24 protein-coding genes are annotated in these 25,739 nt (G+C 67.6%); 16 read left to right on the top strand and 8 right to left on the bottom strand.

Annotation, left to right across the window (positions count from 1 at the left end; all coding sequences use genetic code 11):
- Positions 1–56: 56 nt before the first annotated feature.
- From rsmA to lptD, 4 genes are read right to left on the bottom strand one after another with little or no spacing between them, the layout of a single operon-like run.
- Positions 57–860 (bottom strand): 16S rRNA (adenine(1518)-N(6)/adenine(1519)-N(6))-dimethyltransferase RsmA, encoded by an 804-nt coding sequence (gene rsmA / locus TBU01S_RS05000; protein ID WP_068635538.1) that lies wholly within the window; start codon positions 858–860, stop codon positions 57–59.
- Between the two features lie 28 nt (positions 861–888).
- Positions 889–1,917, bottom strand: a complete 1,029-nt coding sequence (gene pdxA, locus TBU01S_RS04995; protein ID WP_068635537.1) for a 4-hydroxythreonine-4-phosphate dehydrogenase PdxA — start codon at positions 1,915–1,917, stop codon at positions 889–891.
- Positions 1,914–3,230, bottom strand: coding sequence for a peptidylprolyl isomerase (locus TBU01S_RS04990; protein WP_068635567.1), 1,317 nt, complete (start codon positions 3,228–3,230; stop codon positions 1,914–1,916). The genes pdxA and TBU01S_RS04990 overlap by 4 nt, the downstream gene beginning before the upstream one ends.
- A 31-nt stretch (positions 3,231–3,261) precedes the next feature.
- Positions 3,262–5,790, bottom strand: a complete 2,529-nt coding sequence (gene lptD / locus TBU01S_RS04985) for an LPS-assembly protein LptD (RefSeq protein ID WP_245650852.1) — start codon at positions 5,788–5,790, stop codon at positions 3,262–3,264.
- A gap of 118 nt (positions 5,791–5,908) precedes the next feature.
- Here lptD and TBU01S_RS04980 point away from each other — a divergent pair, with 118 nt between their 5' ends.
- The 6 genes from TBU01S_RS04980 (at position 5,909) to TBU01S_RS04955 (ending at position 12,720) form a co-directional block, all read left to right on the top strand.
- Positions 5,909–6,943 carry an aminoglycoside phosphotransferase family protein gene (locus TBU01S_RS04980; protein WP_068635566.1) on the top strand — a complete coding sequence of 345 codons (1,035 nt, stop codon included), beginning with the start codon at positions 5,909–5,911 and terminating at the stop codon, positions 6,941–6,943.
- Between the two features lies 1 nt (position 6,944).
- The gene (gene murU / locus TBU01S_RS04975; protein WP_068635535.1) at positions 6,945–7,661 is read left to right on the top strand and encodes an N-acetylmuramate alpha-1-phosphate uridylyltransferase MurU; all 717 of its coding nucleotides are present in this window, start codon (positions 6,945–6,947) and stop codon (positions 7,659–7,661) included.
- Positions 7,662–7,978: 317 nt separating this feature from the next.
- The gene (locus TBU01S_RS04970) at positions 7,979–8,599 is read left to right on the top strand and encodes a porin family protein (protein ID WP_217999569.1); all 621 of its coding nucleotides are present in this window, start codon (positions 7,979–7,981) and stop codon (positions 8,597–8,599) included.
- Between the two features lie 41 nt (positions 8,600–8,640).
- On the top strand, positions 8,641–9,696 hold the full coding sequence (locus TBU01S_RS04965) for a linear amide C-N hydrolase (protein WP_217999568.1): 1,056 nt from the start codon (positions 8,641–8,643) through the stop codon (positions 9,694–9,696).
- Between the two features lie 428 nt (positions 9,697–10,124).
- Entirely contained in the window at positions 10,125–11,495 is a 1,371-nt protein-coding gene (locus TBU01S_RS04960; protein WP_068635533.1) for an aminopeptidase P N-terminal domain-containing protein, read from the top strand.
- Positions 11,488–12,720: an FAD-dependent monooxygenase gene (locus tag TBU01S_RS04955; protein ID WP_068635532.1), complete on the top strand. Its 1,233-nt coding sequence runs from the start codon at positions 11,488–11,490 to the stop codon at positions 12,718–12,720. Before TBU01S_RS04960 ends, TBU01S_RS04955 begins: the two co-directional genes overlap by 8 nt.
- A 53-nt stretch (positions 12,721–12,773) precedes the next feature.
- Here TBU01S_RS04955 and TBU01S_RS04950 read toward each other — a convergent pair whose 3' ends face one another.
- The 3 genes from TBU01S_RS04950 to TBU01S_RS04940 form a co-directional block, all read right to left on the bottom strand.
- Complete coding sequence (locus tag TBU01S_RS04950) at positions 12,774–13,808, bottom strand: threonine aldolase family protein (protein WP_068635531.1); 1,035 nt, start codon at positions 13,806–13,808, stop codon at positions 12,774–12,776.
- A 3-nt stretch (positions 13,809–13,811) separates the two neighbouring features.
- Positions 13,812–15,050, bottom strand: a complete 1,239-nt coding sequence (sstT, locus tag TBU01S_RS04945; RefSeq protein WP_068635530.1) for a serine/threonine transporter SstT — start codon at positions 15,048–15,050, stop codon at positions 13,812–13,814.
- A 121-nt stretch (positions 15,051–15,171) separates the two neighbouring features.
- On the bottom strand, positions 15,172–16,551 hold the full coding sequence (locus TBU01S_RS04940) for an L-serine ammonia-lyase (protein WP_068635529.1): 1,380 nt from the start codon (positions 16,549–16,551) through the stop codon (positions 15,172–15,174).
- Between the two features lie 163 nt (positions 16,552–16,714).
- Here TBU01S_RS04940 and TBU01S_RS04935 point away from each other — a divergent pair, with 163 nt between their 5' ends.
- The 8 genes from TBU01S_RS04935 (at position 16,715) to arsC (ending at position 23,960) form a co-directional block, all read left to right on the top strand.
- A complete protein-coding gene (locus TBU01S_RS04935) occupies positions 16,715–17,653 on the top strand; it encodes a LysR substrate-binding domain-containing protein (protein WP_068635528.1) in 939 nt (312 codons plus the stop codon).
- 116 nt (positions 17,654–17,769) lie between these two features.
- Entirely contained in the window at positions 17,770–18,792 is a 1,023-nt protein-coding gene (gene dusB / locus TBU01S_RS04930) for a tRNA dihydrouridine synthase DusB (protein WP_068635564.1), read from the top strand.
- On the top strand, positions 18,789–19,028 hold the full coding sequence (locus TBU01S_RS04925; RefSeq protein WP_068635527.1) for a helix-turn-helix domain-containing protein: 240 nt from the start codon (positions 18,789–18,791) through the stop codon (positions 19,026–19,028). Before dusB ends, TBU01S_RS04925 begins: the two co-directional genes overlap by 4 nt.
- 93 nt (positions 19,029–19,121) lie before the next feature.
- A complete protein-coding gene (gene purH / locus TBU01S_RS04920; RefSeq protein ID WP_068635526.1) occupies positions 19,122–20,717 on the top strand; it encodes a bifunctional phosphoribosylaminoimidazolecarboxamide formyltransferase/IMP cyclohydrolase in 1,596 nt (531 codons plus the stop codon).
- Positions 20,718–20,857: 140 nt separating this feature from the next.
- Entirely contained in the window at positions 20,858–22,153 is a 1,296-nt protein-coding gene (purD, locus tag TBU01S_RS04915) for a phosphoribosylamine--glycine ligase (RefSeq protein ID WP_068635525.1), read from the top strand.
- Positions 22,154–22,295: 142 nt separating this feature from the next.
- A complete protein-coding gene (locus TBU01S_RS04910; RefSeq protein ID WP_245650851.1) occupies positions 22,296–22,628 on the top strand; it encodes a YegP family protein in 333 nt (110 codons plus the stop codon).
- Positions 22,629–22,634: 6 nt separating this feature from the next.
- On the top strand, positions 22,635–23,543 hold the full coding sequence (gene hemF, locus TBU01S_RS04905; protein WP_068635523.1) for an oxygen-dependent coproporphyrinogen oxidase: 909 nt from the start codon (positions 22,635–22,637) through the stop codon (positions 23,541–23,543).
- Between the two features lie 51 nt (positions 23,544–23,594).
- Positions 23,595–23,960, top strand: coding sequence for an arsenate reductase (glutaredoxin) (arsC, locus tag TBU01S_RS04900; RefSeq protein WP_068635522.1), 366 nt, complete (start codon positions 23,595–23,597; stop codon positions 23,958–23,960).
- Positions 23,961–24,013: 53 nt separating this feature from the next.
- Here the strand turns inward: arsC and TBU01S_RS04895 are convergent, their stop codons facing one another.
- Positions 24,014–24,646, bottom strand: coding sequence for a TetR/AcrR family transcriptional regulator (locus tag TBU01S_RS04895; protein WP_068635521.1), 633 nt, complete (start codon positions 24,644–24,646; stop codon positions 24,014–24,016).
- A gap of 171 nt (positions 24,647–24,817) precedes the next feature.
- Here TBU01S_RS04895 and TBU01S_RS04890 point away from each other — a divergent pair, with 171 nt between their 5' ends.
- Both TBU01S_RS04890 and TBU01S_RS04885 read left to right on the top strand, forming a co-directional pair.
- On the top strand, positions 24,818–25,255 hold the full coding sequence (locus tag TBU01S_RS04890; RefSeq protein ID WP_068635520.1) for a VOC family protein: 438 nt from the start codon (positions 24,818–24,820) through the stop codon (positions 25,253–25,255).
- 88 nt (positions 25,256–25,343) lie between these two features.
- A complete protein-coding gene (locus TBU01S_RS04885; RefSeq protein ID WP_068635519.1) occupies positions 25,344–25,724 on the top strand; it encodes a DUF1428 domain-containing protein in 381 nt (126 codons plus the stop codon).
- The last annotated feature ends 15 nt before the right edge of the window (positions 25,725–25,739 follow it).

Raw genomic sequence — 25,739 nt, 5'->3', positions numbered from 1 at the left:
TCGACTGGCTCCACCTGCGAGACCACCTGTCCTGAAAAAACAGGACAAGCCTTCCCTCACCCTCGCGCGCTGCAATGATTGGCGATCGCGACGAACTGCGCGACCGACAGCTTCTCGCCGCGCAGACCGGCATCGATGCCCAGCGCGTCGAAATCGGCATCGTTCATGAACTCGCGCAGCGTGTTCTTCAGCGTCTTGCGGCGCTGGCCGAAGGCGGCGGTGACGATCTGCCCGAGCAGTGCCTCGTCCTGCGCGCCGAGCTGTTCCCTGGGCAGGGGCGCCATGCGCACGATGCTGGACATGACCTTGGGCGCCGGGCGGAAGGCGCCGGGCGGCACGTCGAACATTCTGCCCATGCGGAAACGGTACTGCAGCATCACCGACAGGCGGCCGTATTCCTCGGTGCCCGGCTCGGCGACCATGCGCATCACCACTTCCTTCTGCAGCATGAAAGTCATGTCCTTGACCTGGTCGGCGAAGCCGGCGAGGTGGAACAGGATCGGCGTGGAAATGTTGTAGGGCAGGTTGCCGACGACGCGCAGCGGCTGGCCGCCATCGGCGCACAGGCTGCTGAAATCGAACTTCAGCGCGTCGCCTTCATGCACCGTGAGCTGGGCAGGCGTGTAGCGCTCGTGCAGGCGCGCGATCAGGTCGCGGTCGATCTCGACCACGTGCAGGTGGCCGAGACGCTCGATCAGCGGCGCGGTCATCGCCCCCAGGCCGGGACCGATCTCGACCATCGCCTCGCCCGCCTGGGGACGGATGGCGTCGATGATGCGGCGGATGATGTTGGGGTCGGACAGGAAGTTCTGGCCGAAGCGCTTGCGTGCGCGGTGGCCGTCGGTTTCGCGGTCTTGCATCGGGGTCCTCGTCGTGCGCCGGCGGTGCTCAGGCTGCAGCATGGGCTGCGCGGGCCGCGACCATCGTCGCCGCCAGCTCCAGCGCGGCGAACAGGCTGCCGGGGTCGGCCCGGCCGCTGCCGGCAAGGTCGAGCGCGGTGCCGTGGTCGACCGAGGTGCGGATGATCGGCAGGCCGAGCGTGACATTGACGCCGCCGCCGAAGCTCGCATGCTTGAGCACCGGCAGCCCCTGGTCGTGGTACATCGCCAGCACCGCGTCGCCCTGCGCCAGCGTGTGCGGCACGAACAGCGTATCCGCCGGCAACGGGCCGACGAGTTGCATGCCTTCGGCGCGCAGCCGCGCCAGCACCGGCTCGATGACGTCGATTTCCTCGCGTCCCATGTGCCCGCCCTCGCCTGCATGCGGGTTGAGGCCGGCGACGAGGATGCGCGGCGCGGCAAGGCCGAAGTGGCGCACCAGGTCGGCGTGCAGGATGCGCAGCGTTTCCTCCAGCGCCTGTGGGGTGATCGCCGCCGGCACCCGGGCCAGCGGCAGATGGGTGGTGACGAGCGCGACGCGCAGACCGCCGCCGACCAGCATCATCACCACCCGCGGCGTCTTGGTGTGCTCGGCCAGGTATTCGGTATGGCCGCTGAAAGGCAGCGCGTCGGCCGCACCCAGGCTCTCGCAGATGACGCCCTTATGCACCGGCGCGGTGACCATCGCGGCGAACTCGCCGCTGACGCAGCCAGCGATCGCGCGGTCGAGCAGGCCGAGCACGTAGGCGCCATTGGCCGCATCGAGCACACCGGGAACGGCCGTCCGGGCGAGCGGCACATGCAGCACGTCGATGGTCCCTTCCGGCACATCCGACTGCATGCCGGGCTGCCAGGGCCGGAACGCAGCCGCACTGCCGAAGGCGCCCGCACGCTCGCGCAGCAGGTCGAGGTCGCCGAGCACGACCGGCCGGAGCGGCCATTGGCGCTCGGCCAGGCGGGCACACAGTTCCGGTCCGATGCCGGCCGGCTCGCCGCTGGTGATGGCGACGAACGGCCTGGAAGCCCCGGCAGCGCTCACTCGCGGTCCAGGCGCAGATCGACGTAGGTGCTGTCGCGCAACTGGCGCAGCCAGTCCTCGTAGGCCTCGTCGGCCTTGCGTTCGCGCAGCGCGGCGCGGGCGGCATTGCGCTTGCGTTCGTCGGTGACGTCCTGCACGCGGCGCTCGACGACCTGGATCAGATGCCAGCCGAACGGCGACTCCACCGGCATGCTGACTTCGCCCGGCTGCAGCGCGTCCATCGCGCGTTCGAATTCGGGCACGGTGTCGCCCGGGTTGAGCCAGCCGAGATCGCCGCCCTTGGCCGCGGACAGGTCCGCCGAGTTGGCCCTGGCCAGCTCGGCGAAATCGGCGCCATTGACGACGCGTTCGCGGATGCCCATCAGGCGCGCCTCGGCATCGGCGTCGGACAGCACTTCCGAAGTCTTGATCAGGATGTGGCGGGCGCGTGTCTGTTCCATCTGGGCCACGGCGGTGTCGCCGCCGCCGCGGCGATCGACCAGGCGCACGATGTGCAGGCCCGAGGCGCTGCGCAGGATGGGCGAGGTCTCGCCAGGGCGCATATCACGCACCACGTCGGCGAACAGCGCCGGCAGGCGGTCGAGCGGACGCCAGCCCAGGCTGCCGCCCGACAGGCCATCGGGGGCGTCCGACACTTCGGCCGCGACGCGGGCGAAATCCTCGCCCGAGCGCAGACGGGCCATCACGCTTTCGGCACGCCCGCGCAGCGCCTCGATCTGCTCCGGCGAAGCCTGTTCGGGCGCCCGCAGCAGGATGTGCGCGACCTCGAACTCCTCGCCCGAAAAAGCATCCGGATTGCTGGCGAGGAAGTTGTCGATTTCGGCGTCGGTGACGACGACCCTGCTTTCCACTTCACGCTCGCGCAGCCGGGTCAGCAGAATCTCGGTGCGGATCTCGTCGCGGAAACGCGACCACGACACGCCGTCCTGCTCCAGCGTCTCGCGCAGCTGGTCGATGCTCAGCTGGTTGTTCGCGGCGATGCGCTCGATCGCGCGCTCCAGCATGGCGTCATCCACCCGCAGCGAAGTCTCGCGCGCCAGCTGCAGCTGCGCGCGCTCGATGATCAGGCGCTCCAGCAGCTGCTGCTCCAGCACCTCCCGGGGCGGCAGTTCGACGCCCTGGCGCTGGAGCTGGCGCACGACCTGATCGACGCGCGCGCGCAGCTGCAGCGCCGTGATCACTTCGTCATTGACGACGGCGACGATGCGATCGACCGCCACCGCCTGCGGCGCGGCGTGCAGCGGAAAACTCAGGACCAGGCTGGCGATGCCGACGGCGAGCAGCGAACGGGAACGGGACAGGGGACGATTCATGATCATTATCTGATGGGTTGCTCGCGGGGTTTCAATCCATGCCGAACACGCGGTCGGCCGAAGAATCGTTGATCTTGCCATAGCCGGGCACGCTGCGCGTCAGCAGGTTGAGCGGATTGGAGCCGATGCCGGCCAGGTCGTTCAGTTCGAGCTGCACGTAGATGGCTTTCGAAACGTCGTCGCGCTCGAGCGCGAAGCGGTGCACCGCGACGCGCAACACCCAGCAGCCGCCGTTGTATTCGAGGCCGCCGATCGCTTCGGTGATGCGGTTGTCGAGCAGCGAATGGGTGACGCGGCCGACGCCGTACCAGCCGCCGCCCAGCGGCCACTGGCCCGACACGTCGATGTCCTCGAGGCCGACCAGGTTTTCGGCGATGCGCAGTTCGGGCGCGTAGCGATAGCTGAAGTTCAGCACCTTGGCGTAGTCGGGCTGGTAGCGCAGGTTGAAGTTCGCCCGTTCGGTGCGGCTGGTCTCGGTGTTGTACTGCAGGTAGGAGTTCAGCGAGAACTCGCGGGACAGGCGCCCCCCCAGGCCGAGCAGGATTTCGGTGCCGCGGCCGGCGTCGCGCAATTCGTCCCGATTGAACAGGTAGACGTCCTGGTCGGAGAAGTAATAGCGCTGGCCGACCATCGCGCGCAGGCGCTCGACGCCGGTCTCGGCATCGATGAAGCGCGTCGTCAGCGCGGCGGTGAGGTCGTTGGCGTCGCCGATCCGGTCGCTGCCCGAGTAGCGGTTCTCGGAGAACATCTGCGCGAAGCCGACGTCGAAACGGCTGCTGTCGAAATTCGGGATGTCCTGCTGGTCCCGCGACGGCACCCTCAGGTAGTACAGGCGCGGCTCCAGCGTCTGCAGATAGCTGCCGCCGAAGATCGTCGTCTCGCGTTCGAAGAACAGCCCGGAGTCCACCGAGAAGATCGGCACCGAACGCGTGATCGAATTCGGCTTGGTGGCGTTCTGCGGCAGCGGCGAACGGTCGAGGTCGTAGCTGGTGTAGTGCAGGCCCGCCTTCGGCGTCACGAACCATGCCGCGCCGGCCAGGGGCAGCGAAAGCTGCGGATAGGCGACGAAACGCGTGCCTTCGTCCTTGTTCTTGTCGGCATCGGGGTGCTCGAACCTGACGAATTCGGTGGTGAGGGCCCCGGTCAGCCCGCCCGGCAGATCGGGACGCCGGCCCTCCACCAGGACCTGCGGCAGACGGCGATAGGGCGAGACGTTCCTCGATTCCTCGTCCGGGTTCAGGGTCTGGTAGCTCTGCGCGCGAACGAACGCGCTCCACCAGTTCGAGCCCCGGTAGGTGAGTTGCCCCTGCCGCAGCAGGTTGATCCGCGAGGCGACGCCGATACGGGACGACAGATCCTCGAAGTAGCGATCGTCCGACACCGAGTTGAAATCGAGCGAGCCGTACAGGCTCGACGTGATCCGCTGCTGGTGCTGGATGGACGCCAGGGTGCGATCCTCGCCCGTCAGCCGGTCCTTCGGCATCCATTCGACGCGCGACTCGCCCCGGTAGCTTTCGCCCAGATAGCGGAGTTCGCCGCCGAACTGGACGCCGCGCCGGCTCATGAAGCGCGGCGTGATCGTGGCATCGTAGTTGGGCGCGATGTTCCAGTAATACGGCAGCGCGAGATCCACGCCGGTCTTGTTCGACGAACCGAACGTCGGCGGCAGCAGGCCGGACTGGCGGCGGGCGGTGAGCGGAAACTCCGCCCACGGCATCCAGAAGATGGGCACGTCCTTGAACACGATCGACGCGTCGCGCGCGGTGCCGACCTCGCGGTCGTAGTCCAGGTCGAGCTCGCGCGCACGGATGAACCAGTCGGGATCTCGGGCCTCGCAGGTCGACCAGGTCGCGTTCTGCAGGTGGTACTGGTTCTCGCCTTCGAGCCGCAGCAGGTCGGCCTCGCCGCTGCCCGACACGGTGCGCGGCGCCTCGCCGGTGAAGCTGGGCTGGCGCTGGCGCGAAATCCGGTAGACCGGCGACTCGAAGCTGCCGGTGCTGTCGCCGATCACCATCGTCGCCTTCGGGCCGGCGATGGTGTCATCGCCCTGGCGCAACTCGACGTTGCCTTCGGCCACGGCCTCGTCGATCGGCTCGCGATAGGTGACGCGGTCGGCGGTCAGGATCATGTCGTCGCGCTGCAGCTCGGCATCGCCATCGGCGACCAGCTCGATGCTGCGCGCACCGAGAATCCTCAGCGCCTTCACCGAAGTGCTGCCCGCCGGCAGCGCCGCGGCCCCTTCGCTTGCCTCTTCGGCCGCGGCCCGGCGCTGCGCCGCCGGTGAGGGCTCTGCGGTGCCGGCAGGGGCCGGCTGCAGCGTGGAGGAAACACGCCCTCCGCCCGCCTGTGCGGCGGAACCAGGCTGGACGGCCGGCGGCGCAACGGGCCGGGAAGCTGCGGCAGCAGGGGCATCGACCGGCTTCTTCGGCGCCGCACCGGTGGCGGCACCGGCAGCGGGTTCCGGGGTTCGCACCAGGTCGGGCGACACCACCAGCGGCGGCAGGCCGGCCGCGAGCGCCGTGCCGGACAGCCAGCACAGCAGGAAGGGGATCAGACGCATGCGCGTATTCAGGGGCATGAAGGCAAACGCTTTCCATCGTTCGCAGGGCGATCCCCTGTCGCACGACCGTGTTGATAAACTTGCGAATTGTACACGAACACCCGTGGAGAACTTCCTCTTGCAACGCCTCGAACAACTGCGCGCCTGGCTCGCCGCCACCCTGCCCGGCCGGTCCTTCGATCTCGCACCGGCCTCGGCCGACGCCAGCTTCCGCCGCTACTTCCGCGCCACCTTCGCCGACGGCAGCCCTTCCCGCATCGTCATGGACGCCCCGCCCGGCAAGGAGGACATCCGCCCCTGGCTGCAGGTGGCCGAACTGTTCCGCGCCGCAGGTGCGCACGTGCCCGAGGTGCTGGCGCAGGATCTCGAGCACGGCTTCCTGCTGTTGTCCGACCTCGGCTCGACGACTTACCTGGCTGCGCTGAAGGCAGGCAGCGGCGCCGACCCGCATCGCGCCGCCCATCTGTACGCCGACGCGCTCGGCTCGCTCGCCGCCATCCAGCACGCCAGCCGCCCCGGTGTGCTGCCGGAGTACGACCGCGCCCTGTTGCTGCGCGAGATGATGCTGTTTCCCGAGTGGTACGTCACCCGCCACAAGGGCGTCGCGCTGAGCGAGGCCGAAACGGCGCTGCTGAACACCGCCTTCGAGCGCATCCTGGCGGTCAACCTGGCCGAGCCCAAGGTCTTCGTGCACCGCGACTACCACTCGCGCAACCTGATGCTGCTCGAAGCCGGCGACGGCCTCGGCGCCAACCCCGGCATCATCGATTTCCAGGACGCGGTCTACGGCCCGATCAGCTACGATCTCGTCTCGCTGTTCAAGGACGCCTACATCCGCTGGGACGAGGAATTCGTCCTCGACCTGCTGATCCGCTACTGGGAAGCAGCGAGAAAAATCGGCCTGCCGGTGCGTGAGGAATTCGCCGATTTCCACCGCGACTTCGAATGGATGGGCGTGCAGCGCCACCTGAAGGTGCTGGGCATCTTCGCCCGCCTCTGCCACCGCGACGGCAAGGACGGCTACCTGGCCGACATGCCGCTGGTGATGGACTACCTGCGCCGCGCCTGCAAGCGCTGGCGCGACCTCGGCCCGCTGCTGAAGCTGCTCGACCGCCTCGAGCCCGAGGAAACGCAGGTCGGCTACACCTTCTGAAATGAAAGCGATGATCTTCGCCGCCGGCCGCGGCGAACGCATGCGGCCGCTGACCGACCACTGCCCGAAACCCTTGCTCGAAGCCGGCGGCAAGTCGCTGGTCGTGTGGCAGATCGAAGCACTCGCGCGCGCCGGCATCGGCGACATCGTCATCAACCATGCCTGGCTCGGCGACCGGATCGAGGCGGCATTGGGCGACGGCAGCCGCTACGGCGTGCGCCTGCGCTACTCGGCGGAAACGACCGCGCTGGAAACCGCCGGCGGCATCGCCCAGGCCCTGCCGCTGCTCGTCGCCGACCCTGCAAACGAAGCCGGCGACATCTTCCTCGCCGTCTCCGGCGACATCCACACCGACTACGACTACCGCCGCCTGCTGCCGCGCGCCGCCGCGATGGCTGGCAGCGCCGAGCCGCGCATGCACCTCGTCATGGTGCCCAACCCGCCCTTTCACCCGTCCGGCGACTTCGCCCTCGACGACGACGGCCGGCTGTTGCTGGACGGCGGCGAACGCCTCACCTTCGGCAACATCGGCCTCTACGACACCCGCCTGTTCAGCGCCATCGCCCGCGGCGAAAAAGTGGCGATGACCCCCTACTACCGCGGCGCCATCACCGCCGGCCACGCCACCGGCGAACGCCACGACGGCCACTGGGAAAACGTCGGCACCCCCGCCCAGCTCGCGGCGCTCGATCGCAGCCTGCGGGCCAGGCCAGCCTGAATAAAGCATGGCCAGCCCACAGCATCAGCATCTGCGTTTCTGCCGTCGCTGCTACGACCATCTGGCCGGACAGGTCGGCGTGGAGGTGACACGCGCCTTGCAGGATCGCGACTACATCCGGCCATCGGACGACAAGCAGTTCGTCGTGACCGCTGCCGGAACCGAATGGTTCGACAGCATCGGCATGGATGTCCGCTCCATCAAGCCAACCCGGCGCGGTCTCGCGCGGCAATGCCTCGACTGGACGGAGCGCGTCCCCCATCTCGCCGGGCCGCCGTGCTCCGAAGATCAGTGCCAGGAAATCATTTTCCGATGTGATGGACGACCTCAACTTCGGAGGGTTCATCAATGTCTGGGGGCGTCATGGCCGCTTCGTCTTCTCGGGCGACATCATGTATGTCAACACGACGGACGGCCATGGCAACGGTCCGCTACCGGCGTTGCAGATACCGGGCTTCGGCACCACGATACCGCCAGGCGCGAGCGTCGGCGCGAAGGTCGACACGAAACAGTTCACGGCGACCCTGCAGGGCGGCTACCGCGTGCTCGACACACCGCAGTTCACGCTCGACGCCCTGGCGGGCATGCGCTTCTGGCATATCTCGAACGATGTGACGGTCACGGCGAACCACCCCGCTATCGGAACCCGGACAGCCAGCCATGGCGAAGACTTTGGCTGGGTGGACCCCGTGGTCGGCATGCGCACATTCCTTCCCGTCACCGACAGGCTGTCGGTGCAGGCGCAAGCCGACATTGGCGGCTTCGGCGCAGGTTCCGATCTCACATGGTCGGCGCTGGCGACGGTCAATTACGTCCTCGGCGATCGCCTTTCCGCCTCCGTGGGCTACAAGGTGCTCGACGTCGATTACGATCACAAGGGTCACATCTATGACACACGCCTCAGCGGCCCGGTTTTCGGCATGACCTATCGGTTCTGACCGACGAAGGTTTCGTAGTCTTCTTATGGATGATGTTCGATATGTCCCGCTTCACACGCATACTCGCCGCGTTGACCGCTGTTGCAGCGCTGCTCGCAGCCGAGGCCCAGGCCTGCACGCGGATCGTCTATCACGGGCCTGCCGGGCGGACTCTCACAGGCCGCAACATGGATTTCAAGGACCCGATGGTCAGCAATTTCTGGGTCTTTCCCCGCGGCGTGAAGCGCAACGGGGCCGCCGGTCCGCGCTCGCTGGAATGGACGTCGAAGTATGGCAGCCTGGCCGTCTCCGACTATGACATCTCGACGGTCGACGGCCTGAACGAAGCCGGCCTCAACGCCAGCCTGCTATGGCTCAACGCCACAGGCTTCCCCGAAGACGACAAGACCACGCCTCGCATGTCGCTGGCAATCTGGGCGCAGTTCTATCTCGACCAGTTTGCAACGGTCTCGGAAGCGGTCGAATACACGCGCAACCACCCCGTACAGGTCGTGAGCGGCGAAGTGCCCGGCCGCCCCGGCAGCCTCGCGCCGCTGCACCTGACCCTATCCGATGCGACCGGCGACAGCGCCGTTCTCGAGTGGATCGATGGCAAGCTCAACATCCATCATGACCGCTCGTATCAGGTGGTGACGAACGACCCACCCTATGACATCCAGCTTTCCAACCAGAGATACTGGAGCGCGGTCGACGCCCTCAACTTCCTTCCTGGCAGCGGCCGCTCCGAGGATCGCTTCGTGCGCGCCGGCTTCTACGTCAACGCGGTGACCCAGAGCGACGACCCCCGCATTGCCGCCGCTGCGGTATTCAGCGTGATCCGCAACGCTTCGGCCCCCTATGGCGTGAGCCTTCCCGATGCGCCGAACCTGTCCACAACCCGCTGGCGCGTGGTGGCGGATCAGAAGGCCATGCTTTTCTATGGGGAGTCGGCGACATCGCCCAATATTTTCTGGGTGGATATGAAAAAGCTCGACTTCTCCGAAAGCGCGCAGATCCGCAAACTGGATCTCGGGGTGGACATGAGCCGCGTGCTTGTCGGGGAAGCGTCGGACCAGTTCGTCCCTGCGGAACCATTCGATTTCATGGTCGCCGAGTGAATCGCCATTTCAGCATGAACGGGTATCTGGAGCATCGCTCCAATCCCTACCCATTTTGGTCGTCATATTCGCTTGCATCCCGTTGTAAGCAGTTGGCCGGTCGGGAATCGAGACGGACTGACAGCCCCTCGGCGTCAGGTCAGAATGAGCGGGTGCCAGCCTGGAGCGTTCGAGGCGCCTGAAATCATCCATGCTCGCCTTGAACGCGAGCGTGGCCAGTGCCCCTTACACCTGAGATCGTGTGGAAGAGCCTGCAGACCGGATCGGCGCGTGATGCGCATTCCAGCGCATCATCCGACTTGCGCGCTTGGACGCGCATCTCGCCCCGCGCCGCGAGCAGTGGTTCGACGACCGGAAGCATCATCGACTCTCGTTCGCAAAGCTCCCGGACTCGCTCGCCGGACTTGCGACAGTGCGATAATCACACAATGAACGCACCGACCTCACCCGCCTCGCCCCGTCCCGATTTCGCCCAGGTGCCCGACCTCGCGCCCTTCCGCGCGCGCCGCGAACGCCTGCTCGCGCGCATGCAGGCGGCGGGCGGCGGCGTCGCTGTCCTGCCGACCGCGCCCGAGCGCATCCGCAACCGCGACGCCCACTACCTCTACCGCCACGACAGCTATTTCTACTACCTCACCGCCTTCCGCGAGCCCGAGGCCGTCGTCGTGCTGGTGGCGGGGGAGCAGCCGCAGCAGATACTCTTCTGCCGCGAGAAGAATGAGGAGCGCGAGATCTGGGACGGCTACCGCTACGGCCCGGACGCAGCATGCGAAGTCTTCGGTTTCGACGAAGCCTGGACCATCGGCGACCTGGAAAAGCGCCTGCCCGACTACCTGGCCGACCAGCCCCTGGTCTGGGCCAGCCTGGGCTACGACAGCGCCTGGGACGCCACCGTGCTGGACGCGCTGAACAGCGTGCGCGGCAAGGCGCGCAGCGGCATCGTGCCGCCGCATTCGATCCGCGACCTGCGCGCCGAGCTCGACGAGATGCGCCTGGTCAAGGACGCCGCCGAACTCGCCACCATGCGCCACGCCGCGCAGATTTCCGCCGCCGCCCACTGCCGCGCGATGCGCGCCACCCGCCCGGGCCGCTTCGAATACGAGATCGAGGCCGAACTGCTGCACGCCTTCCGCAGCGCGGGCAGCCAGGCGCCCGCCTACACGTCGATCGTCGCCGGCGGCGCCAATGCCTGCGTACTGCACTACATCGACAACGACCACCTGCTGCGCGACGGCGATCTGCTGCTGATCGACGCCGGCTGCGAGCTCGACGGCTACGCTTCGGACATCACCCGCACTTTCCCGGTCAACGGCCGCTTCAGCACCGCACAGCGCGAGGTGTACGAAACCGTGCTGGCCGCGCAGCATGCCGCGCGCGAGGCGACCCGCCCCGGCGCGCACTGGAACGCGCCGCACGAAGCCGCGGTGAAAGTGCTCGCCCAGGGCATGATCGACCTCGGCCTGCTCCAGGGCAGCCTCGACGGCGTGATCGAAAGCAATGCCTACAGCCGCTTCTACATGCACCGCACCGGCCACTGGCTGGGCATGGACGTGCATGACGCGGGCGAATACAAGCTCGGCGGCGAATGGCGCCCGCTGGCCGAAGGCATGGTGCTGACGATCGAGCCGGGCTGCTACATCCGCCCGGCGGACGACGTGCCCGAGCATTTGTGGAACATCGGCATCCGCATCGAGGACGACGCGGTAGTGACTGCCGACGGCTGCGAACTGATCACCGCAGACGCCCCCAAGACCGTCGCCGACATCGAAGCCCTGATGCGGGAGGCCCGCGATGGCTGACGTCGCCGCCCAGCACACCCACGACCTGCTGATCGTCGGCGCCGGCCCCGTCGGCCTGGCGCTCGCGCTGGCGCTGAAGGATGCCGGCCTCGACATCGTGCTGGCCGACGCCCGGCCGCGCGCAGCGGTCTGCGACGACCCGCGCGACCTCGCGCTGGCGCATGGCAGCCGCCTGACGCTGCAGACCCTGGGCGTGTGGGATGCGCTGTCGGCCACGCCGATCGAGCACATCCACATCTCGCAGCAAGGCGGGCTCGGCCGCACGCTGATCGATGCAGCGGAACATGATCTGCCCGCGCTGGGCTACGTGGCATCGGCGGGCGCGCTGGCCGCCGCGCTGCGCGCCGCCGTCGACGCCGCCGGCATTCCGGTGCTGGACGAAACCGAAGTCGCCAATCTGGCCCCCGGCAGCGACGACGTGATCGCCAGTCTGGCCGCGCCCGGCCGGCCGCCGGCCACCTTGCGCGCCCGCCTGGCCGCCTGCGCCGAAGGCGGGCTGCGCGCCGGCGACCCGAACGTGGTCGAGCACGACTACCGCCAGCATGCGCTGATCGCCCAGGTCGCCGTCGCCGGCGGCCATCGCGGCACGGCCTTCGAGCGCTTCACCCGCGAAGGCCCGCTGGCGCTGCTGCCCAAGGGCGAGGGCTACGCGCTCGTCCACGTCGTCCGCCCCGACAGCGCCGATGCCCTGCTGGCGCTGGACGACGAGGCCTATCTCGCCCACCTGCAGGCCCATGTCGGCAGCCGCATGCAGTTGAGCGGCGTCGGCAGGCGCCTGCGCTATCCGCTGCTGCTGCGCTACCGCGAATCGGCGGTCGGCACGCGCACGGTGTGGCTGGGCAATGCCGCCCAGACCCTGCATCCGGTCGCAGGACAGGGTTTCAACCTCGCACTGCGCGACGTCTGGGCGCTGGCCGACACGCTGCTGCGCCACTGCGACGAAAGCGCGCGTGCCGCTTCAACGGCTTCGTCCACCTCGCCCTCTGCGTCCACCTCGCCGTGCGACCTCGGCGCCCCCGCGGTGCTGGCCGCCTATGCGCGCAGCCGCGGACCCGACCGCCTCGGTACGATCCGCTTCACCGACACCCTGGTGCGCGTGTTCAGCAACGACTTCGCCCCGCTGCGCCATGCGCGCGGCGCGGCACTGCTGGCGCTCGACGTGTTCCCGCCGCTGCGCAACTTCGTCGCCCGCCGCATGATGTTCGGCGCCCGCGCCTGGCCCTGATCCGGCCCCGGATCAGCCCCGAACCCGGGCCGGCACGACCGCCGCGCGCGCCATCAGGCCGATAGCGCGCGCAGGTCCGCGAGCAGCGCGTCGACGCTGTCCGGCAGCGTGTCCCAGCCGCACATGAAGCGCGCACCGCCGGCGCCGATGAAGGTATAGAAGCGCCAGCCGCGTTCGCGCAGGCCGGCGAGCACGTGTTCCGGCAGTTCGCAGAACACGCCGTTGGCCTCGACCGGGAACAGCAGCTTCGCCCCCGGCACCTGCTGCACGCCGGCGGCCAGGCGCTGTGCCATCGCATTGGCGTGGCGGGCATGCTTCAGCCAGACCTCGCCTTCCAGGATGCCGAGCCAGGGCGCGGACAGGAAGCGCATCTTCGACGCGAGCTGGCCGGCCTGCTTGCAGCGGTAGGCGAAATCCTCGGACAGGGTGCGGTCGAAGAACACCACCGCCTCGCCCACCGGCAGGCCCATCTTGGTGCCCCCGAAGCACAGCACGTCCACGCCGGCACGCCAGGTGATGTCCGCTGGCGCCACGCCGAGCGCGGCCACTGCGTTGGCGAAGCGCGCGCCGTCCATGTGCACCCGCAAGCCATGTTCGCGCGCGCAGGCGGAAATCGCCGCCACCTCGTGCGGCTGGTATACGGTGCCGACCTCGGTGCTCTGCGTCAGCGTCACCACGCGCGGCTTCGGATAATGGACGTCGCTGCGGCGCGAGATCAATTCCAGCACCGCGGCGGGCGTCAGCTTGCCGTTGCCGCCGCGTGCCGGCAGCAGCTTGGAGCCGTTGGAGAAGAACTCCGGCCCGCCGCATTCGTCGGTCTCGACGTGGGCCAGTTCGTGGCACACCACGCTGTGGTAGCTCTGGCACAGCGCGGCGAGCGCGAGCGAGTTGGCCGCAGTGCCGTTGAAGACGAAATAGACGTCGCAGTCGGTGTCGAACAGCGCACGCAGGCGATCCGACACCCTGCGCGTCCAGTCGTCCTCGCCGTAGGCGGGGGCATGGCCGGCGTTGGCCGCCGCGAAGGCCGCTGCGGCCTCCGGGCAGATGCCGGCGTAGTTGTCGCTGGCGAAATGCTGCATGGCCTGCATGGGTCAGGCGCGTTCCAGGTTGAGCGGTTCGCCGCTTGCGGCTGCGCAGCCGGCAGCGGTGAGCAACACGTCGGTGGAGGAATTCAGGGCGGTTTCGGCCGAATCCTGCACCACGCTGATGACGAAACCGATCGCCACCACCTGCATCGCCACGTCGGTCGAGATACCGAACAGCGCCGTTGCCATCGGAATCAGCAGCAGCGAGCCGCCGGCCACTCCCGACACGCCGGCCGCGGCGAACGAAGACACGATGCACAGCAGCAGCGCGGTCGGCATGTCCACCGGAATGCCCAGCGTGTGCGTGGCGGCGAGCGTCATCACCGAGATCGTGATCGCCGCGCCGGCCATGTTGATCGTGGCGCCGAGCGGGATGGCGATGGAATAGGTGTCTTCGTGCAGGCCGAGGCGCTTGCACAGTTCCATGTTGATCGGGATGTTGGCCGCCGAGCTGCGGGTGAAGAAGGCCGTCACCGCGCTTTCGCGCAGGCAGGTAAATACCAGCGGATAGGGGTTGCGGCGGAGCTTCCAGAACACGATCAGCGGATTCACGACCAGTGCGACGAACAGCATGCAGCCGACGATGACCATCAGCAGACGGCCGTAGCCGAGCAGCGCATCGAGGCCGGAATCGCCCAGCGTGGCCGCCACCAGGCCGAAGATGCCGAGCGGCGCAAAGCGGATGACGACGTGCACGATGCTGGAGACGGCGTCGGACAGATCGTTCAGCATCGTTCGTGTGGCCGGGCTGGCATGGCGCAGCACCACACCGAGCGCGATCGCCCACGCCAGGATGCCGATGAAGTTGGCCTCCATCAGCGCCTTGACCGGGTTGGTGATGGCGCTCAGCAGCAGGTTCTTGATCACGGCGATGATGCCGCCCGGCGGGGCACCGGTGACCGGAGGCGCATTGAGCACCAGGGTGGTGGGAAAGGCGAAGCTGGCGATCACGGCCACCAGCGCCGCGGCCAGCGTGCCGATCAGATAAAGCACCAGGATGGGGCGGATATGCGTGGGCTGGCCATGTTCATGGCTGGCGATGGCGGCCATCACCAGTACGAAAACCAGCACCGGCGCAACGGACTTGAGGCCGGCGATGAACAGGTCGCCCAGCAATGCGACCGCTTTGGTCGCCTCGGGCGCGACCAGGGCCAGGACGATGCCCAGCACCAGGCCGATCGCGATCTGGGAAATCAGGCTCAGGCGCCTCAGGCGCTGGAACAGGGTGAGTTCTGCAGTAGTCATCGGATGTCTCCTCGTTGATGACGGATGGGGTCGGAGGGTGCCCGGGTAGGCATGGGAAATCGTCGCAGCAGGAACGCGCTGCGCGCAGGGGGAGGCGGTTCGTTGCGCATTCCAGCCAGCATCAGCACTCGGGGAAGCTGACGGCAAGCCCCCCGCGCGAGGTTTCCTTGTACTTGTCCAGCATGTCGCGACCGGTATCCCGCATCGTGCGGATCGCCTGATCGAGCGAGATCGTATGCGCACCGTCGCCACGCAAGGCGAGCTGGGCGGCGTTGATCGCCTTGATCGAGGCCATTGCGTTGCGCTCGATGCAGGGCACCTGCACGAGGCCGCCGACCGGATCGCAGGTCAGGCCGAGGTTGTGCTCCAGGCCGATCTCCGCTGCATTCTCGACCTGCTCCGGCGTGCCGCCGAGCACTTCGGTCAAGCCCGCCGCCGCCATCGCACAGGCCGAGCCGACTTCGCCCTGACAGCCGACTTCGGCACCGGAGATGGAGGCATTCTTCTTGCACAGCACGCCGACCGCGGCGGCCGCAAGCAGGAAACGATCGACGTCCCGGTCGCTGCTGCCGGGCATGAATTCCATGTAGTAGTGCAGCACGGCCGGAATGATGCCGGCGGCGCCGTTGGTCGGCGCGGTGACGACACGCCCGCCGCCGGCGTTCTCCTCATTGACCGCCAGCGCATACAGGTTCACCCAGTCGAGTGCCACCATGGTATCGCTGATCAGGTTGCGGCCAGCAGCACGCTCGCTGAGCTTGCGGTGCAGGGCCGGCGCGCGGCGACGCACGTTCAGGCCGCCCGGCAGCACGCCTTCCTGGATGATGCCGCGCGCGACGCAGCCGCGCATCACTGCCCAGATACGCTGCAGCGCGGCACGCGTCCCCGCCTCGCTGCGCCACGCAGTCTCGTTGGCGAGCATCAGTTCGCTGATGCTCAGGCCGTGCCGGCGGCACTGTGCCAGCAGCGCCGCCCCGGAGTCGAAAGGATGGGGCAGCGCGAGTTCGGCCTCGGCCGACAGTCCGGATTGCACCTGCGCCTCATCGACGACGAAGCCGCCGCCGATCGAATAATAGGTGTTCTCGTACACCACGCCCGCCTCGCCATGGGCGATGAGGCGCATCGCATTCGGATGGTAGGGCAGGCTGACCGGCAGCAGGCGCATGTCGCGATTCCACACGAACGGTACGCTGTGCGTACCGGCGAGCGGGAGCGCCTCATCGAGGCGAACGAGATCGACCGCCTCGATGACGAAATCGGGATCGACCTCGTCCGGCCGGGCGCCCATCAGCCCGGCGATGGCCGCGCGGTCGGTGCCATGGCCGATGCCGGTCGCCGACAAGGAACCGTAGAGCTTCACTTCGATGCGCCGCACGCTGCCGAGCAGCCCTTGCCCTGCCAGCGCAGCGGCGAAATCATGGGCGGCGCGCATCGGCCCGACGGTGTGCGAGCTGGACGGCCCGATGCCGATCTTGAACAAATCGAGGACGCTGATGGACATGGATGGCTCCGGGTTGGGGGTGGGTTTGCCAGGGCTTGGTTTTGGATAGCGCTTTAACCAATCTAAGCAATAAAATACTTATCTCTACATGAGTGCATTTTCTATGCCCTGAACAAACGATTCAATCGATTGTTTTTGATTCAAAATTTAGAAAATCTAAACCATGACACCCGCCGCCCCCGCCCAACTCCACACCCGGCTGCGGGTGTTCCTCGCCACCGCACGCCACCTTTCCTTCACCCGCGCGGGTGAAGAACTGCACATCACGACTGGCGCCGTCAGCCAGCAGATCAAGCTGCTGGAGGACTGGCTGGGGCAGCGGCTGTTCCGCCGCCTGCCCCGCCGCATCGAGCTGACCGACGCCGGCAACCGCCTGCTTGCCGCCGTCGCCCCGGCCTATTCAGCGGTGGATCTCGCCATCGGCCGTCTGCGCAGCGGCGCCTTGAGCGGCGTGGTCCGCCTGCGCGCGCTGCCGTCCTTCCTCACCACCTGGCTGGTGCCCCGCCTGCCCGGGCTGCTGCAGCGCTTTCCACAGATCGAGCTGCAGGCCGAGGCCGAGGACAGCACGCATTCGCTTCGCGACGGCGACTTCGATCTCGCCATCGACCTCAACGACGGCACCTACCCCGGCTTCCAGAGCACGGTGTTGCTGGAGGAGGAAATCTTTCCGGTGTGTTCGCCGCTGCTGCTGCAGGGCCGCCCGCCACTCGCCTCGCCCGAGGATCTGCGCCACTACCCGCTGCTGCACGACATGACGGCCTGGCGCGGCAGCTCGCCCTATGCGGAATGGGAACATTACCTGAAGGCGACCGGCGCGCCGCAGGTCGAGGTGCGCCGCGGCTACATGTTCAACCGCAACCACATCACCCTGCAGTGCGCGATTGCCGGCATGGGCGTGGCGATCGCGCGGCGCACGCTGATCACCGACGAACTCGACAGCGGCCGCCTGGTGGCGCCCTTCCACCAATCCGTGCCCACCGGCAAGCGCTACTGCCTGGTCTACTCGAGCGGCGCGCTGGCCGATCCGCGCATCGCCACCGTGCACAACTGGGTCGTGCACGAAGCACGCGGATCGGCCGACCCCCTTCCGTGCAGCACCTGACGCCCCCTCCCTCTGCCAGACCTCGCGCCCATGCGCGCATATTACGAACGACACCAACGCGCCAGAGCCTTGAGCGATAGGGTAAAATGCACCGTTTTCCCCCGCTCGACCCCAGCATGCAGTTCGCCGGCTTCACTCTGCGTAACAATCTTTTCGTCGCTCCGATGGCCGGAGTGACGGATCGCCCTTTCCGCCAGTTGTGCAAGAAGCTCGGCGCAGGCGTCGCCGTGTCCGAGATGGTCACCTCCAACTCCCTGCTCTATGGCAGCGAGAAGACCCAGCGCCGCGCCAACCACGACGGCGAAGTCGATCCGATCTCGGTGCAGATCGCCGGCGCCGACCCGGCGATGATGGCAGAAGCCGCACGCCACAACGCCGACCGCGGCGCGCAGATCATCGACATCAACATGGGCTGCCCGGCCAAGAAGGTGTGCAACGTGATGGCAGGCTCGGCGCTGATGCAGGACGAGCCGCTGGTCGCACGCATCCTCGAAGCCGTGGTCGCGGCCGTGCCGCACACACCGGTGACGCTGAAGTTCCGCACCGGCTGGAACCGGCAGAACAAGAATGCGCCGGTCATCGCCCGCATCGCCGAGGAGTCCGGCATCCGCGCCATCGCCATCCACGGCCGCACGCGCGCCGACCAGTACATGGGCGAAGCCGAATACGACACCATCGCCCAGGTCAAGACATTGGTGAAGATTCCGGTGATCGCCAACGGCGACATCACCACACCCGAGAAGGCGAAGTTCGTGCTCGACTACACCGGCGCCGACGGTGTCATGATCGGCCGCGCCGCGCAAGGCCGGCCGTGGATCTTCCGCGAGATCGAGCACTATCTGAACACCGGCGAACTGTTGCCGCCGCCGCTCGTCAGCGAAATCCACCGCGTTTGCCGCGAACACCTGGCCGACCTGTACGGTTTCTACGGCGAGGACCGCGGCGTCAAGATCGCCCGCAAGCACATATCCTGGTACACCAAGGGCCTGGTCGGCTCCGCCGCCTTCCGCCGCGCGATGAACCAGATTCCCGACATTCCCGCGCAGCTCGCCGCGGTCGACGCGTTCTTCGGCCAGCTCGCCGAAACCGACGCCCGCCTGAGCTACGAGGCCGAACTTCCGCAGGAACTCGCAGCATGACCAGCCGCAGCAACGAGATCGCGGACGCCGTCGTCCGCACGCTGGATCAATACTTCCGCGACCTCGACGGCGAGAAACCGGCCGCCATCCACGACATGGTGATCCGCAACGTCGAGCGCCCGATGCTGCAGTTCGTGCTGCAACAGGCCGGCGGCAACCAGACCGTCGCCGCCGAGATGCTCGGCATCAACCGCAACACGCTGCGCCGCAAGCTGACCGACTACGAACTGCTGTGAGAAGCACGGCCGCCATGCATCACGACGGCCGCCCGCCTCCCCCGCTCAGCCGCCCCCCTTCCCACGTTTCCCCTCTTCGCTTCCGATCCCACGATGAACGTCACCCAAGCCCTGATCAGTGTCTCCGACAAACACGGCGTGCTCGACTTTGCGCGCGAACTCGCCGGCCTCGGCATCAAGCTGCTGTCGACCGGCGGCACCGCCAGCCTGCTGCGCGAAGCCGGCCTCGACGTCACCGACGTATCCGAGCACACCGGCTTCCCGGAAATGCTCGACGGCCGCGTCAAGACCCTGCACCCGAAAGTGCACGGCGGCATCCTCGCCCGCCGCGACCTGGCCGAGCACATGGACACCATCGCCGCGCACGACATCGGCCGCATCGACCTGGTGGTGGTGAACCTCTACCCCTTCCAGCAGACCGTCGCCAAGCCCGACTGCACGCTGGAAGACGCGATCGAGAACATCGACATCGGCGGCCCGACCATGGTCCGCGCCGCGGCCAAGAACCACGGCAACGAGGAAGGCGGCGTCGGCATCGTCACCGATCCCGAGGACTACGAGGGCATCGTCGCCGAGTTGAAGTCGAACGGCGGCAAGCTCAGCCACAAGACCCGCTTCGCGCTGGCGGTGAAGGCCTTCACCCACACCGCGCGCTACGATTCGGCGATCTCCAACTACCTCACCGCGCTGGTCACCAACGAGGCCGGCGACGTCTCGCTGCAGACCTATCCCGAGCGCCTGCAACTGGCCTTCGACAAGGTGCAGGACCTGCGCTACGGCGAGAACCCGCACCAGAGCGCGGCCTTCTACCGCCAGCCGGGCGCGGCCGAAGGCGGCATCGCCGGCTACACCCAGCTGCAGGGCAAGGAGCTGTCGTACAACAACATCGCCGACGCCGATGCCGCCTGGGAATGCGTCAAGGCCTTCGATCGCGACGGCGCGGCCTCGGCCTGCGTCATCGTCAAGCACGCCAACCCCTGTGGCGTGGCACTGGGCGCGAACCCTCTGGAAGCCTACAAGAAGGCCTTCTCCACCGACCCCACTTCGGCCTTCGGCGGCATCATCGCCTTCAACGGCGAAGTCGACCGCGCCGCCGCCGAAGCGGTGTCGGCACAGTTCCTCGAAGTGCTGATCGCCCCGTCCTATACCGCCGAGGCGCTGGAACTGCTGCGCGCCAAGCAGAACGTGCGCGTGCTGAGCTGCCCGCTCGGCCAGCCCGCCGGCGCCTTCGACTACAAGCGCGTCGGCGGCGGCCTGCTGGTGCAGAGCGCCGACGAGGCCCGCATCCAGCTCGCCGACCTGAAGATCGTCACCAGGCGCGCACCGACCGAAACCGAACTGCGCGACATGTTGTTCGCCTGGCGCGTGGCCAAGTACGTCAAGTCCAACGCCATCGTCTATTGCAAGGATGGCATGACCATCGGCGTCGGCGCCGGCCAGATGAGCCGCGTCGATTCCGCCCGCATCGCCAAAATCAAGGCCGAGAACGCCGGCCTGGTCATTTCGGGCTGCGTGGTCGCTTCGGATGCCTTCTTCCCCTTCCGCGACGGCCTCGACGTGCTCGCCCAGGCCGGCGCCACCGCGGTGATCCAGCCGGGCGGCTCGATGCGCGATGCCGAAGTGATCGCCGCGGCCGACGAGCAGAACATCGCGATGGTGTTCACCGGTTTCCGCCACTTCCGTCACTGATACATAGCCGGTTTGCATTCGAAGCGAGAACAAGACGCGAAGCCGCAGACAGTGCCGTAGCGCGGCAAGACCGGGCTGCGCCGTCATCGCTTCGGCGGCAGGCCGGTACGCACCAACCCAGCAGAAACTCGGAGCAATCCATGAAAGTCCTCGTCATCGGTTCCGGCGGCCGCGAACACGCGCTGGCCTGGAAGCTCGCCCAGTCGCCCAAGGTCACCCGCGTGCTGGTGGCGCCGGGCAACCCCGGCACCTCGCGCGAGCCCAAGGTGCAGAACGTCGATGTCGGCGCCACCGCCGTGGCCGAACTGGTCGAGCTGGCGCGCCGCGAACAGGTCGCGTTCACCGTGGTCGGCCCCGAAGCGCCGCTGGCGGCCGGCGTCGTCGACGCCTTCCGCGCCGCCGGGCTGGCGATCTTCGGCCCGACCAGGGCTGCTGCCCAGCTCGAAAGCTCGAAGGATTTCGCCAAGCAGTTCCTGGTCCGCCACGGCATCCCGACGGCGAAGTACCAGACCTTCTCCGACGCCGCCGCGGCCCATGCCTACATCGACGCCGAAGGCGCGCCGATCGTGATCAAGGCCGACGGCCTCGCCGCCGGCAAGGGCGTGGTGGTGGCGATGACAGCGGACGAAGCGCACGCCGCGATCGACATGATGCTGCTGGACAACCAGCTGGGCGTGGATTACGGCGAAGCCGGCGCCCGCGTGGTCATCGAGGAATTCATGGCCGGCGAGGAAGCCAGCTTCATCGTCATGGCCGACGGCAGGCATGCCCTGGCGCTGGCGACCAGCCAGGACCACAAGCGCCTGAAGGACGGCGACGAAGGCCCGAACACCGGCGGCATGGGCGCCTATTCTCCCGCTCCCGTCGTCACCCCCGAAGTCCACGCGCGGGTGATGCGCGAGATCATCGATCCGACGCTGGCCGGCATGGCCGCCGACGGCCTGCCCTACACCGGTTTCCTGTACGCTGGCCTGATGATCGACGGTGAAGGTCATCCGCGCGTGGTGGAGTTCAACTGCCGCATGGGCGACCCCGAGACGCAGCCGATCATGATGCGCCTGAAGACCGATCTGTCCGACCTGGTCGAAGCCGCCATCGCCGGCAAGCTCGACCAGGCCGAAGCCGAATGGGACCGGCGCTTCGCCCTCGGCGTCGTACTGGCTGCGGCCGGCTACCCCGCCAGTCCGCGCAAGGGCGACCCGATCAGCGGCCTGCCCGCGAACGACGCCGAGAACACGCACGTTTTCCATGCCGGTACCGCCGAGCGCGATGGCACGGTCGTCACTGCCGGCGGACGCGTGCTGTGCGTGACCGCGCTGGGCGACAACGTGCGCACCGCGCAGAAAAACGCATACCAGGTGGCCGACGGCATCGCCTTCGACGGCCGCCAGTACCGCCGCGACATCGGCCACCGCGCCCTCGCCCGCAAGACCTGATCGACCTCTCGCCGGCACGGCGGGAGGCCGATCATCCCGCACGCCCGTACCATCGGCCACGGACAAGAGCGTGCTTCCGGGCTATGCTAGGCGCGCGCCGGTCCGGCGCTCACCACCACAACCCGATGCCATGGAGGCGCAGATGTCCGTCAGGTTCGAGATCACCAGGAATGACAAGGGCGAGTTCCACTTCAAGCTGCTCAACGCGGACGGCAAGACCCTGGTTCGCAGCGAAGGCTACAACGCCAAGGCCAGCTGCACCAACGGCATCGAGTCGGTGCGCAGGAACGCCGGCGAAGACGAACGCTACGACATCAAGACGGCTTCCGACGGCCGTCCCTACTTCAACCTGAAAGCGAGCAACGGCCAGATCGTCGGCACCAGCCCGATGTTCGCCGATACCGCCGCCTGCGCAGCCGCCGTCGCCGCCACCAAGGCCGGTGCCGCCGAGGCTCCGATCGACGACAAGAGCTGACCCACGATGAATCCTGCCACCGTCAAACCCTGGTTCACCGATCTCCAGCAAGATATCGTCAGCCGCCTGGAAGCCTTCGACGGCAAGCCTTTCGCGGCGGACGGCTGGGAACGGCCCGGCGGCGGTGGCGGCCTGACCCGCGTCATCGAGGAAGGCGACTTCTTCGAGCGCGGCGGGGTCAATTTCTCCCACGTGATGGGCGACGGCATGCCGGCATCGGCCACCGCGCACCGCCCCGAACTGGCCGGCCGGCGCTTCGAGGCGATGGGCGTGTCGCTGGTGCTGCATCCGCGCAATCCCCACTGCCCGACGGTGCACATGAACGTGCGCTGCTTCGTCGCCCTGGCCGAAGGCAAGGCGCCGGTATGGTGGTTCGGCGGCGGCATGGACCTGACGCCCTACTATCCGGTGGAAGAGGACGTGCGCCACTTCCATGCCGCCTGCAAGGCGGCAGTGCTGCCCTTCGGCGGCGAGGCGGAATACGCCCGCCTGAAGGACTGGTGCGACCGCTACTTCTTCCTCAAGCACCGCAACGAGCCGCGCGGCGTCGGCGGGCTGTTCTTCGACGACCTCGGTGCCGACGGCAAGACCGACTTCGACACCGCCTTCGGCCTCACCCGCTCGGTCGGCGGCGCCTTCCTCGAGGCCTACCTGCCGATCGCCGAGCGCCGCCGGAACACGCCCTACGGCGAGCGCGAGCGCGACTTCCAGGCCTATCGCCGGGGGCGCTATGTGGAATTCAACCTCGTCTTCGACCGCGGCACGCTGTTCGGGCTGCAGTCGGGCGGACGTACCGAATCCATCCTGATGTCGATGCCACCGATCGTCAAATGGCGCTACGACTGGCAGCCAGAGCCCGGTTCGGCCGAGGCGCGGCTGTACGACGAATTCCTCAAACCGCGCGAGTGGGCGTAAAAACCAGGGCCTGAACAGCCCCCACGCAGACTTCGATTCATTGGAAACGGCATGAGCGACATCACGATCTTCCACAACCCGCGCTGCGGCACTTCGCGCACCGTGCTGGAGATGATCCGGGCCAGCGGTGCAGAACCGAACATCGTCGAGTACCTGAAGACGCCGCCTTCCCCCGGCGAACTGCAGGCGCTGGCGCAGGCCACCGGCGAACCGCTGCGTGCGCTGCTGCGCACCAAGCAGCCAGAATACCTCGAACAAGGTCTGGACGATCCTTCGCTCACCGATGCCCAGCTGGCCGCCGCCATGGTGGCCACGCCCGTACTGATCAACCGGCCCATCGTCATCACGCCGCGCGGTGTGCGGCTGTGCCGCCCGGCCGAGCTGGTCGAGGCATTGCTGCCCGGCGCCGCGGCGTGATTCCGGACCGCCCGGGCCTCCGCACCGCCTTCTCCGCGCCGTAGCTGCAGGATTCACAAACCCAGTTCGACCATGCGCAGCAGACGGGCGCCCAGCACCTGCTGCTGCTCGGCTGATGCGTTCCGCAGCGGCCCATCGATGATCAGCAGCGCCATGCCATGCACTGCCGACCAAGCCAGATACTCCGCACCGGGCCGCCGCTCGGCAGGCAGCACGCCGGCATGCACCATCGCATCCAGCGCATGGCCCAGCAATTCGAAGGGATTGAGCCCCTTGGCAGCAGTGCGCGCCGGGTCGGCAGGCACTTCGACGTCGTGCACGCCGAACGCGAACGCCGTGCGGAACCACCCCGTCTCGGCCTGCGCGAAGCCCAGGTAGCCGCGCCCCACGGCCGCCAGCATGCCACGTGCCCGCTCGGCGGGGTCCCTCAGTCCCTCCGCCTGCCGCAGTTCGGCTTCCATCGCCGCTGCCAGCACGCCCAGCACCGCTGCGCGCACCGCCTCGAACAAGGCCTGGTGGTTGGCGAAATGGCGATAGGCCGCATTGGGCGTCACGCCTGCACGGCGCGTCGCCTCGCGCAACACCAGCGCCTGCGGCCCGCCCTCGCGCACCAGCGCCATGCCGGCCTCGACCAGTGCCGTCCTCAGGTCGCCATGGTGATAGGTCGAGCGGGCAGCGATGGACATGGGCAATTCTCGGCAGCAGGGAATATTTATTTACAAGCGCGAAGCACGATTCATGTAGACATCGTTCACATCGAATTCTAACCTATGTGCACGCCGTCCACACACACTCTTTGCGGCGGCTCACCACGCGCTTGGGCAGCCCATGCCCCAGCCTCGCCCCGGGAGACAGCAATGGAGTTCACGCCTTATCTCAATTTCGACGGCAACTGCGCCGAAGCTTTCGCCTTCTACGCCGACCTGTTCGGCGGCCGCATCGTCCACCAATCCACCTTCGGCGAAATGCCCGCCATGGAAGGCATGCCGCCGGTTCCCGAACCGGCCAGAAACGGGATCATGCATGTGCACCTGCAGATCGGGCAGCAGTCGCTGATGGGCTCCGATGCCATGCCCGGCGCCGATGGCAGCTGCGGCGGCTACCAGCCGGCCCAGGGCCTGTGGATATCGATCCAGGCCGCCGACGTGGCGGAGGGCCGGCGCCTTTTCGATGCCCTGGCGCAAGGGGGACAGTGCATGATGCCCTTCGCCGAGACTTTCTGGTCACCCGGCTTCGGCATGGCCAGGGACCGCTTCGGAACCCCCTGGATGGTCAACGTCGCCATGCAGGCCTGACGACGGCCGAAGCACTTGCGGCGGATGGGCACATGGCCTCTCCGCCCCATGGCTGAAGCCGCCTTCCCAACCCCAAAAGGAGAGACTCATGCACTACGTCGATGGATTCGTGCTGCCCGTACCCCGCGCCAAGCTGGATGCCTATCGCGCACTTGCGCAGCAGGCCGGCGAGGTCTGGATGGAACACGGCGCACTGCAGTATTGGGAATGCGTGGGCGACGACGTGCAGCCCGGCAAGATCACTTCGTTTCCGCAGGCCGTACAGCTCAAGGACGACGAAGTGGCCGTGTTCTCGTGGATCGTCTACGCTTCGCGCGCCGAGCGCGACCGCATCAACGCGCTGGTGATGAAGGATCCCCGCATCACCTGCACCAAGCCGGAAGACATGCCTTTCGACGGTATGCGGATGTTCTGGGGCGGCTTCAGCGGCCTGGTCGAGATGGGTGCCTGCCCTCCGGCTTCCACCTGAAAGCCACCGGCCGCG

The sequence above is a fragment of the Thauera butanivorans NBRC 103042 genome, from assembly GCF_001591165.1.
Lineage (GTDB): Bacteria > Pseudomonadota > Gammaproteobacteria > Burkholderiales > Rhodocyclaceae > Thauera > Thauera butanivorans.
The sequence above is the reverse complement of the archived record's forward strand: the minus strand, read 5'-3'. Positions and strand labels throughout refer to the sequence as shown.

Coding starts and splice junctions, on each gene's coding strand:
- rsmA (WP_068635538.1), bottom strand. CDS start 860: ATGCAAGACCGCGAAACCGACGGCCACCGCGCACGCAAGCGCTTCGGC.
- TBU01S_RS04990 (WP_068635567.1), bottom strand. CDS start 3,230: ATGAATCGTCCCCTGTCCCGTTCCCGTTCGCTGCTCGCCGTCGGCATC.
- lptD (WP_245650852.1), bottom strand. CDS start 5,790: ATGCGTCTGATCCCCTTCCTGCTGTGCTGGCTGTCCGGCACGGCGCTC.
- murU (WP_068635535.1), top strand. CDS start 6,945: ATGAAAGCGATGATCTTCGCCGCCGGCCGCGGCGAACGCATGCGGCCG.
- TBU01S_RS04970 (WP_217999569.1), top strand. CDS start 7,979: ATGGACGACCTCAACTTCGGAGGGTTCATCAATGTCTGGGGGCGTCAT.
- TBU01S_RS04965 (WP_217999568.1), top strand. CDS start 8,641: ATGTCCCGCTTCACACGCATACTCGCCGCGTTGACCGCTGTTGCAGCG.
- TBU01S_RS04960 (WP_068635533.1), top strand. CDS start 10,125: ATGAACGCACCGACCTCACCCGCCTCGCCCCGTCCCGATTTCGCCCAG.
- TBU01S_RS04955 (WP_068635532.1), top strand. CDS start 11,488: ATGGCTGACGTCGCCGCCCAGCACACCCACGACCTGCTGATCGTCGGC.
- TBU01S_RS04950 (WP_068635531.1), bottom strand. CDS start 13,808: ATGCAGGCCATGCAGCATTTCGCCAGCGACAACTACGCCGGCATCTGC.
- sstT (WP_068635530.1), bottom strand. CDS start 15,050: ATGACTACTGCAGAACTCACCCTGTTCCAGCGCCTGAGGCGCCTGAGC.
- TBU01S_RS04940 (WP_068635529.1), bottom strand. CDS start 16,551: ATGTCCATCAGCGTCCTCGATTTGTTCAAGATCGGCATCGGGCCGTCC.
- TBU01S_RS04935 (WP_068635528.1), top strand. CDS start 16,715: ATGACACCCGCCGCCCCCGCCCAACTCCACACCCGGCTGCGGGTGTTC.
- dusB (WP_068635564.1), top strand. CDS start 17,770: ATGCAGTTCGCCGGCTTCACTCTGCGTAACAATCTTTTCGTCGCTCCG.
- TBU01S_RS04925 (WP_068635527.1), top strand. CDS start 18,789: ATGACCAGCCGCAGCAACGAGATCGCGGACGCCGTCGTCCGCACGCTG.
- purH (WP_068635526.1), top strand. CDS start 19,122: ATGAACGTCACCCAAGCCCTGATCAGTGTCTCCGACAAACACGGCGTG.
- purD (WP_068635525.1), top strand. CDS start 20,858: ATGAAAGTCCTCGTCATCGGTTCCGGCGGCCGCGAACACGCGCTGGCC.
- TBU01S_RS04910 (WP_245650851.1), top strand. CDS start 22,296: ATGTCCGTCAGGTTCGAGATCACCAGGAATGACAAGGGCGAGTTCCAC.
- hemF (WP_068635523.1), top strand. CDS start 22,635: ATGAATCCTGCCACCGTCAAACCCTGGTTCACCGATCTCCAGCAAGAT.
- arsC (WP_068635522.1), top strand. CDS start 23,595: ATGAGCGACATCACGATCTTCCACAACCCGCGCTGCGGCACTTCGCGC.
- TBU01S_RS04895 (WP_068635521.1), bottom strand. CDS start 24,646: ATGTCCATCGCTGCCCGCTCGACCTATCACCATGGCGACCTGAGGACG.
- TBU01S_RS04890 (WP_068635520.1), top strand. CDS start 24,818: ATGGAGTTCACGCCTTATCTCAATTTCGACGGCAACTGCGCCGAAGCT.
- TBU01S_RS04885 (WP_068635519.1), top strand. CDS start 25,344: ATGCACTACGTCGATGGATTCGTGCTGCCCGTACCCCGCGCCAAGCTG.